Raw genomic sequence first — 14,684 nt, 5'->3', positions numbered from 1 at the left:
CGCGAATCAAAGATTCGCGGGCTCCCAGTGAAAAAGAAGCTTACTTCTCTTTGCAGCCGTCTTTAACCCACTTGGTGATCAGGTCAATCTTGTCCTTTGGCATCACACCGCGAGGTGGCATCACAGGTCGTCGCTTCCCAGAAATTACTTGCACAAGGTTGCTGCCATCTGGATCTCCAGGAACAACAATCGCACCCTCACGTCCGCCGCGCATAATCGCCGCATAGCTCGTGACGTCTATGCCTTCCTTAGGTCGCTCCGAACCGTGGCAGGCGCCACAGCTACCGTCAAAGATAGCCTTCACATCTTCCCAAGTAGTGATGTCGCTCTTCTCGATCTTCTTGGCACCTTCAGGCAGCTTCAGCATCAGGCTATCAGCTGCTGGAGCTTCCTTGCCAAACTCAATCTTAGTAGCCAAAACCAAAACGTTCTGCTTCTCTTCGCCCTTCACAACAGTGAAGTAAAGACCTCGAGCAATTCCGATGTTCTCATCCATCATCAGAGTCATCGTTCGCTCACCCCGAGTAATGGCAACTTCCTTAACCGAAACGTCCTTAATCTTGCGAACGTTGCCGGTCACAGCAGACTTGATGTCCTTGCCAAAAGCCTTGTCAATAATCGGAGACCAAGCCCAGAGCAAGTCGCCCCGAACGATCTTCTGAACCTTCTCAGGAGTCGCTTCCTCTTCGGTGTAGGTGTTGGCCTTCTTGTCCACATTCAAAATGGAACTGCCGTTCACAATCGTAAGCTGGCTAGGCGTCTCCCATCGAAGGTAACCAGGCTTACCCAAGCTGAGCGTATCTTCCTCAGTCCCAAGACCCAGTCGGTTCACATTTAACTTGAGGGTCAGACTTGGCGTGGCCTGAAGCTTCTCCACGTGTGCCTGAATGAGAGGATTCGTGCCCTGGCCAAAACCCACAATTGCAGCACCAATCATAGGTGCAGTGCAGAGATACATAAACTTAGATGGAATGCGCATAGAGTTCATCACCGTAAAAACGCTGTAGACGCCCCATTATAGCGATTGTTCACCACAGATGAACGAGCTTTCGTGTTATCAAATTGCATTTGCTCTTGCCGAACGTTGTGATGCGGCAAGAGCAAAGAAAAGCCAGCTACACGGCCTTTCTGCCTTGCAGCATTCTCACGATAAACACCACAAGCGCCACCACGAGCAGAAAGTGAATGAGAGATCCCACGTGAACCACAAAGAAACCAAGGAGCCACAGGATCAACAGAACGACAATGATTGTTTCTAGCATCTGCGTACTCGGACGGAGGGTTGCTACCCCCAGTTCCGTGAATCCGCAAAGGACCTGCCATTCAAATACTTTTCTGTAAGAACACACTCGTCGCAATAGATTGCGGATCCTTCGACGAATAAGGCTCGAAAGCACCGCATCTTACATATCCTGAGCGCTCATAAAAACGAATAGCCGCGATCTGATGAACACCTGTCTCCAGACGCATAACGCTATAGCCAAGGCGCTTAGCCTCAGCCTCCAAACGTTCCACCAACGCCGCCGCAACCCCCTGCCCACGAAGCCCCGGGCGAACATACATCCGCTTCAACTCAGCAAAGTCCCCAAACAAACCCACCCCGCCACAACCCACCGCCTTTCCCAGAACCTCAGCCTGGAAAAACAGGATATGCGGTTGAAAAAGGGCATCAAGAGACAGCGCGTGCCGCTGCTCAGGAGGATAGTGCAAAGACAACTCCCCATCCAACTCGCGAAGCAGTTCAACCACCTCATCAGTAGGTCCCAGCACGCGCTTAAGCTCAACCGTTACATGCTTTGCCAAAGTGCATTCTTCATACACCAATCACACCCGAAAACAGAAGTGCCAAAAAATTGGCAATTCCTCTTGGCAATTCAGAAAATGTGTGCCAATATTTTGGCATGTTCCAGTTGAGAGCAGGTGAAGACAAATGAGCGCCAACCCCGAGCAAGACGGACTCAGCAGAAGAGAGCGCCAAATCATGCACTCCCTCTACCGACTGGGAAGCGCGTCAGCAGCGGAAATCCACGAAGCCATCCCCGATGCCCCAAGCTACACGGCAGTCCGCACCCTGCTCACCATCCTCTGCGAAAAAGGCCACGTCCGCTTCACCCGCAACGGAGCCAAGTACATCTACGAGCCAGTCGTCTCCAAACAAGACATGGCCAAGTCCGTCATGGAGGGAGTCATCGAGAACTTCTTCGAAGGGTCAATCGAGCGAGTCGTCGCCACTCTCATCGACCGAGAAGAATCCAACCTCACCGACGACCAACTCGCAAGGCTCAGCGAAATGATCGAACAAGCCAGGAAACAGGGAAGATGATCGAAGCAACTTCCACCACCATCCTCCTATGGGCACTCGCATCGGTCGCCAAAGCCACCCTCATCCTCGCGCTTGCAGCCAGCATCACCAAGCTCCTAACCCGCTCCAGCGCTTCACTGAGGCACTTCATCTGGCTATGCGCCTTCGTCAGCGTTCTAACAATCCCCGCCATCTCCTGGGTGACACCCTCCCATAGCGTCGTCTCACTCTGGACCAACGATCAAAGAGTTACACCCAGGAAAGCTCCCACGACCTTCGACATCACCACCGGCTCCCGCATCGCGGACCAAACCGCAGCACCAACCTCCCCAGAACCCCAAGACGCCTCGTCCCCCGCCGTCATCAAGCTTTTTTCAGACCAATTCGTCACCTGGTCCCTGGGCATATGGCTCGTCGGCGCCCTGGCATATCTCCTGCGAACGGCCTTCGGTCTCTACTCCCTACAACTCATGAAGACCGTTGGCACCTCGGCTGTGAACCTGGAAACAGACCACCTTTCACACCTGTCCGGGGTCACCAAAAAATGGGTCTTACTCCAAAGCCTCACCAACCAACCAGTCACCGCCATGACTTGGGGAGTGCGAAACCCCATCATCCTACTCCCCAAGAGCGCCGATGATTGGACCGAAAAACGACTTGAAGCAGTCCTGCTTCACGAACTCGCCCATGTGCGCAGATGCGACTACCTCAGCCATTTGGTAGCTGAGATCACCTGCGCCCTCTTCTGGTTCAACCCAATCGCCTGGCTCAGCGCGCGTGCCATGCGAGCGGATGCCGAACTCGCTGCGGACGACTGTGTTCTTCGAACAGGCATGAAGCCCTCCGATTACGCACATGAGTTACTCCAAATCGCTGCAGAACTCGGCAAGCGACGACAAACCCTTGTCCTCAAAGGAACTCCGGTTATGACTCAATCAAAAATCGAATCTCGTCTCGTATCCGTTCTCTCCACCGCGCAGAGAACCCGTGGCCTCACCACACTCAACGTCCTCATCGCACTCGGTGTCGCAGCCCTCGCGGTCCCGGTCCTCTCATCCTTCAAAGCGTCGGCGCTACCCCCAACCCAACAAAAATACGGCCTGGAGCAGATCAGCCAGTCTGTATCCCGACTCAAGCAGGTCGGGCTGGCAACCATCATGTACGCCAACGACTACGACAACATGTACCCCTATGTCCAAAACACGGCGTCCGTCAAGTCGCTCATCAGGCCATATCTAAAGAATCCCACCCTGTTGGAATCACCAGTTAAAGGAGGGAAGTTCCTGTTCAACCTAAACGTCGGCGGAGTCGATCTCAATTCCATGAGAATTCCCGAGGTCCCGATGTGGGTGGAGTCACTCCCCGACCCAAATCAGATTTTCGTGGTCAACTACTGCGACGGCCACGTCGTCAAGCAGTTAGGCACCGCACACGACAAGGTGAACAAAGAACTAGCCAAGAAGTACAAGCGCTCGCCCAAGTCCAAGCCACTGCCTGCAAACTACCCACCCAAGGGTCGGTAAACCTGCAGCAGGGATGCGTTGTTGTTCATCATCGTACGTAGAACAGAAGTGAGGGGGTTGCCTTCCTATGAACAACAACTATCCCAGTGCATCGCAGGTGATACGGAACCTGTCAGACATCAAAACGGAGTTCGAAATCCTCGAAACCGTAGGCAAATTTCGCATCGTAAGATTTGCCCCACCCTACTTCGATGGATACGAATTTTGGGTGGTCAATGAAAAAGGTTTCCTCTGGGAGTCCGGTGAAGGGCTCGATCAAGTCCTCGCCTATCTCGAAACAGACGAGGCAAAGGAGTACAACTCTTAAGCCTCTTGTGCGGCCAGGGTTCTCAGCGCATTCAGGTTGGGAACTCTACTCTCCGGGCTGTCCAGACTAAACGCTCGACAGTCCCCAAGCTCCGTAGTAATCCGCTCCTCCATCTCAGCAACGGCCTTCTTCAACTCCGAACTCCGTTCAACAAAGCTGGTCCAAACAATGCTGCGGGAACTAGGTTCGTACTCCCAAAGTCCAACAATCCGCCCCCGATCCACAATCGCATTGGAAGACAATTCCTGAAGATTTCCCAGCGCCTGCAGCCCCTTACCAGTTGCCGCCTGCCGCTCCAGATCCTCAGCGCTCGTAAACGACACCACGTCGCGCTTAAGCATAAACAGCGAATCCAGCCCCGCAACTAACCGATAATTGGGCTCAGACGGCACGCGGAACGCATGCAGATCATCTAACTGCTCAGGCAAAATCAACAGTTCCGAACCCGCTTCAATCGGAACTAGCCCAAGCGAAGCCGTAGCGTCGTTCGCCAGCTTCACACCCAACCCAGAGAACCACCGGAACTGCGCCAAAGTCGCGGGCCCAATCCAACGGAAATACAGTCGGGCAAGCTCCACAAACGCTTCTTCGGGCGAGAGCGATTGTGCCAGAACCGGATTCGGTTCCCATGCAATATATTTGTACCTTTGCTGGTCCAGCCGTCCATCAGTCGGAACGCGCCGAATCTTCCCATCCGTTTGCATGCGTCCCAAGGCCAGCGGTAACGTGGTTGTAACCCCACGCTTTTTCCCCTCAGCCCCAAGATTCCGCGAGGCGTCCCCCACCAACTCCTTAATCTGCTTCGGATCCAACGCCTCCTTCTGAAGAACCGCTAAAGTAGCCTCCTCCAGCCGCACCAACTCCTCCTCCGTAACCCCCAGGAACTTCTTCGCGCCCGCAATCTCCGCACTCTCCCCAAACCCCCGAGCCACGGCCAGACCGAGAGCAAAATGCTCGCGAGGAAGCACATAAGTACACCCACGCGCAGAGGGAAGTTCATGTATCTCTACTGAAGCCACGTCGCCATCAATCTGTTCCCGAGTAGCCCCATTCCGGGAGAAAAGCGTCACATAAGGATTAGCCCCAGCAACCGACCGACTCCACCCAGCACAAAGTAAAGCCTCCCGATTCGTCACCCCCACAAGAGCCCCATCCAACCCCTGCCGATAAGCCCACCAAGCCCGAAGAGCAGCCGCATCCATTTGAAGACTAGGATACAGTGATTCAGTTGCTCTATGTAAGAACTCTATAACCTTTGAAAGTAGTGTTAGGTGAGGTCAGTATTCGGTGAATGGCGGATGAAAGTTGTCATTCACCGAACTGTTCAATTCCAGATTCGACTTACAGTACGGGTTCGGAGTTAACGTATGCAATCTTAGCGATGTGCTGCGAGCCAGCCATAAGTGGCAACGCACTGTGTCCACCCAGAAAGGCGTTAAAGCCAATTGAAGTACTTGGCGTGAGAATGCCAGTCCCAACCCAGTCATTGCCTTCTTGTGCAAACGTTAGCCCACCATATGGGTAGTTCTCGACATGCTCTGTTTGATGATCGCTTGGAGCGGCGGCCGTAAGAGTTGAAGTGAAGTTCATCGCCCACGTCGGGATGACACCGAAGCCTACGACCAGCATCGCGTTTACGGGAGTTCCGTACCAAGACGATGCAATGCAGTCTAGAGCGGTGTCTGAGTTAACACCAACAATTCCCGAGAGCGGGGCAGGTTCGCCAGGGTAACTAGGTGTCCACGAGACCTTGAGTGTGATGGACTGCTGACACTGTGCCTGACCGCTGAATAAATGGTACGGATTATAGTAAACCGTCTGCTTGAAAGTGTGATTTGTATTGTTGATCTCTCGTGTACACGTCCCGCCAAGAGGATTCCAAGAAGTTTCCGTCATGCTCACATAGTGATAAGTGCCTGCCGAAACTTGGGAAGCTAACGCCGATACGAGAAAGACTAAGGTCGAGATTTTCAATAGAGACTCCTTTGTGGATCTTAAGTTCCACAATGGGTAATTTATTACTAAAAAAGTGCAATTGACTAATCATTATTTGCTTATAGGTATTTGTGCCTACTCGGTGTACTCTGAACTGCACTAATCTTGTGGATCCCTCTCCATTGATGACTGGCAAAATGCGTCACGGGTGATTCAGTTTCAGTTGAGAGTGTGACGTTGAGCTTGTGCAAATGCTGTCAAGTCGCTGTCGCATTTTGTTTGTGAGCATTCTAAAAAGCGGTCGTTTTCATTTCTCTTAGCGGAAACGAATTGTGCCAGTTGAGAAATGTACTTGGTAGAAAGATAAGCCGCGGATGTGATTGCATCCACGGCTTATATTGGCTTGAGTTATTTGGGTGTCTCGCCAGTCTGTGTCGCAGGCGCACCAATAGGATTATCCCCGCCGGGTTTCATCCCTGGCCCCCCGCTGAAGCCAGCAGGCCTCTTGTAAGGTACAGGCTTGATAGGTGGGCCAGCGTCTCCAGGCTTGAAAGCCAAGATACCAGCGACAACAATTACGACGATGACTACGCCAACAACGATTGCAATTGTGGTAGGGCTAACTTGTTTCTTCATGCGTGTGAACTACTTAGTTCCATCCCACCAGGTTCCCCAGAAGTTGAGTACGCGTGGTGTGAGATAGAATGTTGACCACTCATTGTTAGGGGTGTAATCGCCTTGGCTTGATTTGCCAGACCACCAAGCTGATGTCTGTGCATCACAGTCGTTCTTTGGGGCAGTGTAGATCATTCCCTTAGCCAGGACTGCATGACCATCCATGATGGCACTTGAGACGCCACCATTATGCCAAGTCTTAGCAGCCAGTCCTGGGCTTTGGGGATCTTCCCATCGACCTTGAACAGCGTTAAAGCATGATGGCTGTGTTTCCGTGAACGCAAAGCATCCCTGTGGGTTGCTGGTCTTACAGGATGCCATCATCATCAACTCCGCAACGTGTTCTTGTGAACTCATTACTCGTGGAGCATATCCATTCTTTGGGACTGTCATTCCGCCGTTTGACCATCCAAGGGTTCCGGTATAAGTCCAATCTCCCCAGTAGCCTGCTGGCATCGGTCGTCCACCAACGAAATTCGGAATTCCGCCATTTACGTCCCAGGCGATGTCGATACTCTTGACATACGGGTAAAGCAATTGGATTGCAGCGTAGTCTCCTTGCCATGTGAGCACGACCGTATCGTCGGCGTCATTTGCATACATCGAAACGGCCAGGGCGTTTTGTTTCAGATTTGAGATGGTTGCGGCACCCTTCGCGGCAGCCTTAGCCTGTGCAAACACAGGGAACAGAATTGCAGCGAGGATGGCGATGATTGCGATGACAACAAGAAGTTCAATCAGAGTGAAGGCTTGCACCTTAGATCTGTTTGAACTGCGAAAAGTTAAGTTTTGCGACATTGCTTAGCTCCAGATTAAAAGTAGGGACCGAGCTACCGGCTCGGTGAATATTATAAGGATGAAACTTGAAACATCCAAATGCAAAACTTAGTCCACAGCACCTGGAATAAAAGCCGGAGTTTGTTTCTAATGGAAAAAGAAGCGACAAGAAACTGTCAATTTACTTATCGTTGAACGAGCTGAAAATGAACCTAACATCGCGAGACAAGTCGCAAATACGTGTAAATTAAGCCTTAATGAAACATGCAAAGAAACGCATATGTAAGAGAAATTAAACTGAGTAATTAGTTCGATGCAGCCATCAACTTGATCGAAATCAATCAGTGATTGACCTAAATGGGTAAATGCGAAACTAAAAAGAGTCAGAGACCCGACCGAATTCGCGACCTTAACAAGATTTTAATCACCCGGCATCCACCACAACAACAGTACTGCGAACACCAAGCTAGACCAGCCAACCCCTCCATGCAGTAACATCCCCATCATGAGCGGTTTACAAGGAGTGGGTCCGGAAGTGTTCGGACAAGTGGATGGGAAAGACGTTTTGAAGTTCTCTCTCACCAATTCCAAAGGCATGACGGTTGAACTGTGCACCTATGGTGCCATCATCATCTCCCTCACCGCCCCAGACCGTGCGGGCAAATACGAGGACGTCGTCCTAGGCTATCCAACCCTCCAGGAGTACGTAAACGGCAGCCCCTACTTCGGCTCCGTAGTGGGTCGATATGGCAACCGAATCGCCAATGGCAAATTCACCCTCGGTGGAAACACCTACCAACTCGAAATCAACAACGGTAACAATCACCTCCATGGCGGCCTAAAAGGCTTCGACAAGAAGGTCTGGGACGCAGAAATCGTCCACTCCGTCCACGGCCAAGCAGTCGCCATGACCTGTGTCAGCGAAGACGGCGAAGGTGGATATCCAGGCCGACTCACCGCAAAAGTCACCTATACCCTCACGGAAGAAAGCGCCCTCCACCTCGACTACGTGGTCACCGCAGAAGCCGAAACCGTCGCCAACCTCACCAACCACACCTACTTCAACCTTGGAGGCCCCACCTGCGAGAACTGCCTGGGCCACCTTCTCACCCTCAACGCCGACGCCTTCACACCAGTCGACGCTGGTTCCATCCCAACCGGTGAAATCCGAAGCGTAGCAGGCACACCCATGGACTTCCGAACCTCCACAGCCATCGGCGCACGCATCGAATTCGACGACGAACAGCTCCAATTCGGCATCGGCTACGACCACAACTTCATCGTCAACGGCCCAGCTGGAAGCCTCCGCCTAGCCGCAGAAGTCTCAGAACCCACATCAGGACGACACATGGAGTGCTGGACCACCGAGCCAGGCGTCCAGTTCTACAGCGGAAACTTCCTCAACGGCTCCTTCATCGCCAAGGGCAACAACGTAGCATCCCACAGAAAGGCGTTCTGTCTAGAAACTCAGCACTACCCAGACTCTCCCAACAAGCCAGAGTTCCCATCCACTGTCATCCGGCCCGGACACCCATACACTTCCACGACCATCTACAAGTTCCGAGCTTTCTAAACTCAGAGCCCAGCGGGCTTCTGAATCAAATAGTAAAACTGATCCCGAATGCTGTTCACACTCGATTCGGGATCTTCTCTTGGGTACCGCAACAGATCCCCAAGGTTGCTAGCCTTCAAATCCTTCGGGTCTACAGTCCATTGACCAACACCCTGCACTGCCACATGGTAGTACAAATGCTCAGCAGTCACATGCCCGTCAATCCACTGCACGTTCGCCACACCACCCGCATGCCGACTCTGAAAATGACTGCTCCATCCATCGCCATATAGCCAAGGATGCCCCACAGGAATCTTCCTGTCAAAACTCCAGTTCGCAGAATCCCCGCCAAGGAGTGTCTCAGTAGGCCGTTCAATCTGCGTCATCGCCACCGTTCGAAAAGACATAAACGGCTCCGGCGCATAGCCATAAAACAACCGGAAGTTCATCCCATATCCCATGGTGTAGAAGTAAAACGCCTGATTGGGTAAGTCCAAAGCAGAAGGACAAGCACGGATTTTCCCACTCTTGGTATATGGGTAAAGAAGGCCTCCAGTAGCATCCCCGTTCGTCAGCTCACCCCACCAAGTCACGTATTTCGGACCCTGCTCATACCCAAAAGGAAACAGCCGATCGTCGTTGTCCTGAGCATAGATATGGGCGGCCAAAGAGAGCTCTTTCAAGTTGGAAATACAGCTTGTTTTCTCAGCAGCTCCCTTCGCCTTGGCAAAAACAGGGAACAGCAAAGAAGCCAGCGTTCCAATAATGGCGGTCACCGCGAGCACTTCCATGAGGCTAAACCCCTTGCGCCGCAACCTCAAGCTACGCTCTCCTTCACTTCGTGCAACCCGGTACCCAACGCCATCTGCAGGTGCTTCTGCACACGCTTATATCGAGCTCGTCGATCAAGAGCAGCAGAAAGGTAAGCAGTCCCACACCCCACAGGTAACCAATACACAGTCTGAATCACCGCAAAGATCAGGCCATCCGTGATGGGAAGCAACAGAATCCCAATGATGTAGCTCGCCACGATCATCGGCATCAACACACCATACACGGCCTGATACGGCCGCACATGCACGATGCGCCCAATAACCCATCCGAGCAATGGCGGAGCCACAAAGGGCGCCCCAGTCATCAACAAGAACTGGAGGGAGAAGTCTGGGAAGGGCAACGGCTCAGGGAAATACCGGCGAATCTGGCTGGGACTCCAAGGAAGATGAAAAGCGGAGTTCGAAGGCAGAAACACACGAAACTGCAACAGAATCCAGTACCCAAGCGCAGCCATACCAAACAACGCCAAGACCTGCACCGCGCCAGGTCCTATCCGCTTCTCCAAAGCACCTAAGCGGGAAGGTTTGGTGAACCAAGCTTCAATGAAGTCATCAGAAACTTGCCGAGGAGAACCATATTCACCTGCCAGAAAAGCCATCGGCTCCATGCCGTCATAAGCATCTTCCGGAGTCTCTTCATAAAGAGATTCAAGGTGATCAGCGGTTTCCTCGATGAACCGAACAATGTCTTCCTCAGGGACAATCCCCTCAAGGTAGAAATACAGTTCTTGAACGTAGACGTCGAAGCCAGCGCAATGCGCAATCGTTAAGTCGCAAAAATCGAAACCCAAAGGGTTACGTTCTCTTGACACCTGGCTCCACTCCCGTGAGGTCTATCATTGCCTGGCTAAATACCCGCCAAGCGTCAAGTTTGTTGGTCAGTTCAGCCAGCCCCTTTTCCGTGATGGAATACACACGTCGTTTTCGACGGTTTCCTGGGGTGAGCTCCTGCCACTCACTTGTGATGAGGCCCTCATCTTCGAGGACGTGAAGTAATGGGTAAACGGTTCCTTGCTTAAACTGCAAGATGTTGTTCGACCTGCGCGCGATCTCAAAATAGATCGCGTAACCGTGGCTCGGTCCTTCTTTCAAGATAGAAAGCACAAACACACTGGTATTGCCTTTAAGTAGGTTGGTGAGGGAGGTATCGGAAGTCCGCTTTGCCATGGTGCACAATTCGCCTGCCTATTTTAACCGAGCACTTGCCGCTGCATTACGAATAAATTACGGAACTAGCGAAAATATGAGCCAAATTTAATGTTTGGCTCATATATCTTGTGGCGTTAATGATGCAATGTTGCTTTTGGGTTACTTTGTCAGCTTGTAGTAATACTGATCCTTGTCGCTCAACATCGGGCTGTTGGGATCTTCCTTACCGTACTTCAACAAGCTTCCCAGCTTATTGGCCTTCAGCGTAGCGGCGCTGATGCCCCACTGGTCAACCGTGCTGTAATACAACTTGTGAGACTTGGAATGTCCGTCCAACCAAGCAACATTCGTCTGTTCGCCGCCGTGCAGCGCGTGAAGATAGAAAGGACCACCATTCACCCAAAGAATGTTGTAACGAGCGAGTTTCGGACCGAACATGGCTGCAGCATCGCCCATCAAAATCGTCTCAGCCGTCATCTCAACAGACGTAAAGCTAACGGATCGGAAGCCAGAATTCGGATCCAAGAATAGGAACTGGTTCACCGCATACGCCACAGGCATGTCCGTACTACCGTTGGTAAGAGTAGCGGCAGAAGGACAGTCAATGATCTTGCCGTTCTTCATGTAAGGTCCCAACAACCCCTGATTGAAGTCCCAGGTATCAACGCCATCAATCTTCTGAGCAAACCAAAACCGCTGGCCACTGTTCGTGCCGTCGTTGAAGGCGTACTGCATCGGATAAATCGTGTCCTCGTAGTCACCTGCATACATGATCGTTGCGAGTGAGATCTGCTTGGTATTCGATAGACAACTGGCTTTCTTAGCCGCTTCTTTCGCCTGCGCAAAAACAGGGAAGAGAATGGCCGCAAGGATAGCAATAATGGCGATGACGACGAGCAGTTCAATAAGTGTGAAGCCGTCTCTCTTGCGCTGAATAGGGTTCATAGATATTCGATTCCTTCGTGAAATAAATGGAGCAAACAAGTGCTTGAGTCTCCCTGCCAGTGCTAGGAACGCCTATGTCCTCTTTACCATGGCTGGCGACACATGAAATCGCGACGTCTTAATATACGACATATAGCCAGAGATGACAATTACAATCTCCAATCACGTCACATAACAGCAAATTTAAGAGGTCCTTAAGACACAAAAAAGCCCTGCTCGGTACTCCAAGCAGGGCCGCTGACTCTTGAAAACGAACGCTTAGCGAGCGCCGCCTGGTCGTCCAGGCCCGCCAGGTCCACCAGGGCCTCCTGGACCACCAGGTCCGCCCCGCATACGTCGAGCCTTCATCTTGGCCTCGTAAGCTTCGTACTTCTTAACCTGAGCAGCAGTCAAAAGCTTCTTGATCTTCGCCGTGGTCGCCTCGTTGCTCTTCTTAAACTCCGCACGCATATCCGTCTTCGGGTTGTGTGCATCAAACGTCTTCTTGAGAGCAGTCATGGAGTTGAGGATCACAGCCTTCACCTTAGCCTGCTGAGCAGTCGTCAAGCTGAGTTCCTTCGTGAGAGCCTTGGTTCGGCGCTCAGCCATTTCCTTAGGATCAAGCGGTCTGCGGGGACCACCAGGACCCCCGGGGCCTCCAGGTCCGCCGGGCCGACCAGGACCTCCTGGGCCGCCAGGTCTGCCTTGCGCTACCGAACTTGTAATGAGAACGGCAATGCTCAATAAAACGAGTAAAGATCGAACGTGCTTCATGACTCTCCCACGTTACCTAAAGCTAATGAACCACTTTAGGTTTCCGCTACGTCGTAAAGACGGATGCCATTGTTCATTGTTCAGTCTGCAGTAGATATTCAGCGATCTTTAAATCCAAAGCTCGAAGCCTCCTACACGGTCGAGCTCAATTCAGCCGGCGCAGACGGCAAGCGAACCAGCACCTACACCCTGAAAGCCAAGATAGGGACCGTCAAACCGGACATTAAGCAGCTACAGATATTCCTGCTCAATGCAGAGACCAAATTTGATGACCGGACCGTCAAAACAGCTCGCCTAGGTCTCGGCGCTTTCGACGTAGAAACAACCGGAATGCCGGCAGAAATAGTCCTGGGTGGACGTAACGATTTCTACTTCCTGCCCATAGTCGGATGGTACATACCACCCAAGTGGGATAGCGGAGGACACTTCGATCTCAACAACCTTGCCATCTCAACCAACCAAACACTCAACGGGAGTGGGTACATGTCCCGCTACGCAGGAGATGGCTATAAATACACAATGACAGCCGATCTTTCAGTAGGCGAGAGAAAGGTAGGAAAACTAACGATCACCTCTCTTCTAGACCTCAAAACAGCATGGCCAATTAATTTGGAAGGCAAACTAACTGCCGAAGACGGGACTGTCTCCTTCACCATGAAAAAGATCCAGCCCCGCTAGATTCATGTCAATCCTTGTAAGGATCAATCACGTCCATTCCAGCCATCGCTACGCCCACTGGCTGTAGCAAATGCTTCACGCGAACGGTCTCCCCGTGGTATCCCAAGACCTCTTGCAAGGACTTGTAAACCTCCGGTGCCTCGTCCGCACCAGCACCACGCAACTCAATCCCTTGCTCCCGAATCCGAGCCTGCACAGCCTCCCAATCAACCACGCCAGGCTTCAACTGAATGTAACCTTGCTTGGTCCGACGGAACCGCCCCGCAGCCTTCGACCGGCTCATCACCCGTCCAGCGCCATGAACCGTGGAGTACAAAGCTGCCTTCGACTCCTCAGAATCCACGCCTTCCAAAATGACCGAGCTATCGCCCATATTGGCTCCCACAAATCCAGCCTGACCAGGAAATGCCGGAGTGCAGCCCTTTCGAACCACCCAAACATCCTCACCAAAGTGAGTCTCACGCCAAGCAAAGTTGTGATGGTTATGAATCGACTCCAACTCGGTAGCACCCAAGATCTCCAGAACCTTCGCACAAACCATATCCCGACCTGCATAAGCGTAGTCTCCAGCAAGATGCATCGCCTCAAGGTAATCCTGCCCAAGCTGGCTATCCACCTCAAACAACACTGGCGGAGAGTGCATCTCCCCTTCAGGAGCATGCTCCTCAAAGTGCAGCCCAGCAGCCAAAGCTAAGAACCCAGAAGCAGTCTTATGCCCAAACCCGCGCGATCCAAAGTGAACCCCGATCCAAAGTCGACCCAACTCATCGCCAAAAAGGTCCACATAATGGTTCCCAGACCCAACCGTTCCCAACTGGTTCCGAGCCGTCTGCCACATCTTCCGCTGAGGCCGAAACTCAGCCTTATAGATCTTGTCTAAAACCTCATGCTCAACCGGCTCCGGATTCGGGCGTCCCATTCCAAACCCAATTAGACGAGCAATGTCATCCATCACCTTCGCAATGTCAACATCCGCCACCATCGCGTCCGTCAGAACCGCCTTGTTTCCGCAAGCAATGTCGTACCCAACACCGCTCGGCGAAATGTGCTTCTTATAAGCGACCGCTCCCCCAATCGGCTGGCTGTATCCAAGGTGGTTATCTGCGCACAGAACACCAAACGAAGCCTCCTTCCCACAGGTCTCGATCTGTTGAAGAACAGCATCTTCAACCGGTCCAAAAGTCTTTAAATTCATTGTCTAAACTGATTCCTTGGTGGCCTGGCCGCAGCCAAACCACCGGTCTGTGCCTCCGCA

General features: G+C 52.2%; 18 protein-coding genes. 5 read left to right on the top strand and 13 right to left on the bottom strand.

Features of this window, described 5'->3' with window-relative positions; genetic code table 11:
* Positions 1-40: 40 nt before the first annotated feature.
* From ACZ51B_RS02070 to ACZ51B_RS02060, 3 genes are all read right to left on the bottom strand, one after another.
* A complete protein-coding gene (locus tag ACZ51B_RS02070; RefSeq protein WP_464295572.1) occupies positions 41-979 on the bottom strand; it encodes a c-type cytochrome domain-containing protein in 939 nt (312 codons plus the stop codon).
* A 136-nt stretch (positions 980-1,115) separates the two neighbouring features.
* Entirely contained in the window at positions 1,116-1,262 is a 147-nt protein-coding gene (locus ACZ51B_RS02065; protein ID WP_464295571.1) for a lmo0937 family membrane protein, read from the bottom strand.
* Between the two features lie 61 nt (positions 1,263-1,323).
* Positions 1,324-1,803: a GNAT family N-acetyltransferase gene (locus tag ACZ51B_RS02060; RefSeq protein WP_464295570.1), complete on the bottom strand. Its 480-nt coding sequence runs from the start codon at positions 1,801-1,803 to the stop codon at positions 1,324-1,326.
* A 127-nt stretch (positions 1,804-1,930) separates the two neighbouring features.
* Here ACZ51B_RS02060 and ACZ51B_RS02055 point away from each other — a divergent pair, with 127 nt between their 5' ends.
* The 3 genes from ACZ51B_RS02055 to ACZ51B_RS02045 all read left to right on the top strand — a co-directional run bounded on the left by ACZ51B_RS02055 (position 1,931) and on the right by ACZ51B_RS02045 (position 4,132).
* Positions 1,931-2,323: a BlaI/MecI/CopY family transcriptional regulator gene (locus ACZ51B_RS02055; RefSeq protein WP_464295569.1), complete on the top strand. Its 393-nt coding sequence runs from the start codon at positions 1,931-1,933 to the stop codon at positions 2,321-2,323.
* Complete coding sequence (locus ACZ51B_RS02050) at positions 2,320-3,825, top strand: M56 family metallopeptidase (protein WP_464295568.1); 1,506 nt, start codon at positions 2,320-2,322, stop codon at positions 3,823-3,825. The genes ACZ51B_RS02055 and ACZ51B_RS02050 overlap by 4 nt, the downstream gene beginning before the upstream one ends.
* 67 nt (positions 3,826-3,892) lie before the next feature.
* Complete coding sequence (locus ACZ51B_RS02045; RefSeq protein WP_464295567.1) at positions 3,893-4,132, top strand: hypothetical protein; 240 nt, start codon at positions 3,893-3,895, stop codon at positions 4,130-4,132.
* On the opposite strand, the gene ACZ51B_RS02040 is transcribed toward ACZ51B_RS02045, so the two are convergent.
* From ACZ51B_RS02040 to ACZ51B_RS02025, 4 genes are all read right to left on the bottom strand, one after another.
* Positions 4,129-5,334, bottom strand: a complete 1,206-nt coding sequence (locus ACZ51B_RS02040; RefSeq protein ID WP_464295566.1) for a DNA glycosylase AlkZ-like family protein — start codon at positions 5,332-5,334, stop codon at positions 4,129-4,131. The genes ACZ51B_RS02045 and ACZ51B_RS02040 overlap by 4 nt on opposite strands.
* Before the next feature lie 139 nt (positions 5,335-5,473).
* Positions 5,474-6,028 carry a hypothetical protein gene (locus ACZ51B_RS02035; RefSeq protein ID WP_464295565.1) on the bottom strand — a complete coding sequence of 185 codons (555 nt, stop codon included), beginning with the start codon at positions 6,026-6,028 and terminating at the stop codon, positions 5,474-5,476.
* Positions 6,029-6,475: 447 nt separating this feature from the next.
* Positions 6,476-6,703, bottom strand: a complete 228-nt coding sequence (locus ACZ51B_RS02030; protein WP_464295564.1) for a hypothetical protein — start codon at positions 6,701-6,703, stop codon at positions 6,476-6,478.
* Between the two features lie 9 nt (positions 6,704-6,712).
* The gene (locus ACZ51B_RS02025; protein ID WP_464295563.1) at positions 6,713-7,540 is read right to left on the bottom strand and encodes a prepilin-type N-terminal cleavage/methylation domain-containing protein; all 828 of its coding nucleotides are present in this window, start codon (positions 7,538-7,540) and stop codon (positions 6,713-6,715) included.
* Positions 7,541-8,024: 484 nt separating this feature from the next.
* Here ACZ51B_RS02025 and ACZ51B_RS02020 point away from each other — a divergent pair, with 484 nt between their 5' ends.
* The gene (locus tag ACZ51B_RS02020; RefSeq protein WP_464295562.1) at positions 8,025-9,092 is read left to right on the top strand and encodes an aldose epimerase family protein; all 1,068 of its coding nucleotides are present in this window, start codon (positions 8,025-8,027) and stop codon (positions 9,090-9,092) included.
* A 2-nt stretch (positions 9,093-9,094) separates the two neighbouring features.
* Here ACZ51B_RS02020 and ACZ51B_RS02015 read toward each other — a convergent pair whose 3' ends face one another.
* The 5 genes from ACZ51B_RS02015 to ACZ51B_RS01995 form a co-directional block, all read right to left on the bottom strand.
* The gene (locus ACZ51B_RS02015; protein ID WP_464297161.1) at positions 9,095-9,886 is read right to left on the bottom strand and encodes a type II secretion system protein; all 792 of its coding nucleotides are present in this window, start codon (positions 9,884-9,886) and stop codon (positions 9,095-9,097) included.
* Between the two features lie 2 nt (positions 9,887-9,888).
* Positions 9,889-10,695 (bottom strand): hypothetical protein, encoded by an 807-nt coding sequence (locus ACZ51B_RS02010; RefSeq protein ID WP_464295561.1) that lies wholly within the window; start codon positions 10,693-10,695, stop codon positions 9,889-9,891.
* Between the two features lie 4 nt (positions 10,696-10,699).
* Complete coding sequence (locus tag ACZ51B_RS02005; protein ID WP_464295560.1) at positions 10,700-11,071, bottom strand: PadR family transcriptional regulator; 372 nt, start codon at positions 11,069-11,071, stop codon at positions 10,700-10,702.
* 141 nt (positions 11,072-11,212) lie between these two features.
* The gene (locus ACZ51B_RS02000) at positions 11,213-11,998 is read right to left on the bottom strand and encodes a prepilin-type N-terminal cleavage/methylation domain-containing protein (RefSeq protein WP_464295559.1); all 786 of its coding nucleotides are present in this window, start codon (positions 11,996-11,998) and stop codon (positions 11,213-11,215) included.
* A 258-nt stretch (positions 11,999-12,256) separates the two neighbouring features.
* Positions 12,257-12,751 carry a hypothetical protein gene (locus ACZ51B_RS01995; RefSeq protein WP_464295558.1) on the bottom strand — a complete coding sequence of 165 codons (495 nt, stop codon included), beginning with the start codon at positions 12,749-12,751 and terminating at the stop codon, positions 12,257-12,259.
* A 63-nt stretch (positions 12,752-12,814) separates the two neighbouring features.
* Here ACZ51B_RS01995 and ACZ51B_RS01990 point away from each other — a divergent pair, with 63 nt between their 5' ends.
* The gene (locus ACZ51B_RS01990) at positions 12,815-13,429 is read left to right on the top strand and encodes a hypothetical protein (RefSeq protein ID WP_464295557.1); all 615 of its coding nucleotides are present in this window, start codon (positions 12,815-12,817) and stop codon (positions 13,427-13,429) included.
* Positions 13,430-13,436: 7 nt separating this feature from the next.
* On the opposite strand, the gene ACZ51B_RS01985 is transcribed toward ACZ51B_RS01990, so the two are convergent.
* Positions 13,437-14,624: an RtcB family protein gene (locus ACZ51B_RS01985; protein ID WP_464295556.1), complete on the bottom strand. Its 1,188-nt coding sequence runs from the start codon at positions 14,622-14,624 to the stop codon at positions 13,437-13,439.
* Positions 14,625-14,684 lie beyond the last annotated feature (60 nt).

It is taken from the genome of Fimbriimonas sp. LA-C6 (genome assembly GCF_055398105.1).
The sequence above is the reverse complement of the archived record's forward strand: the minus strand, read 5'-3'. Positions and strand labels throughout refer to the sequence as shown.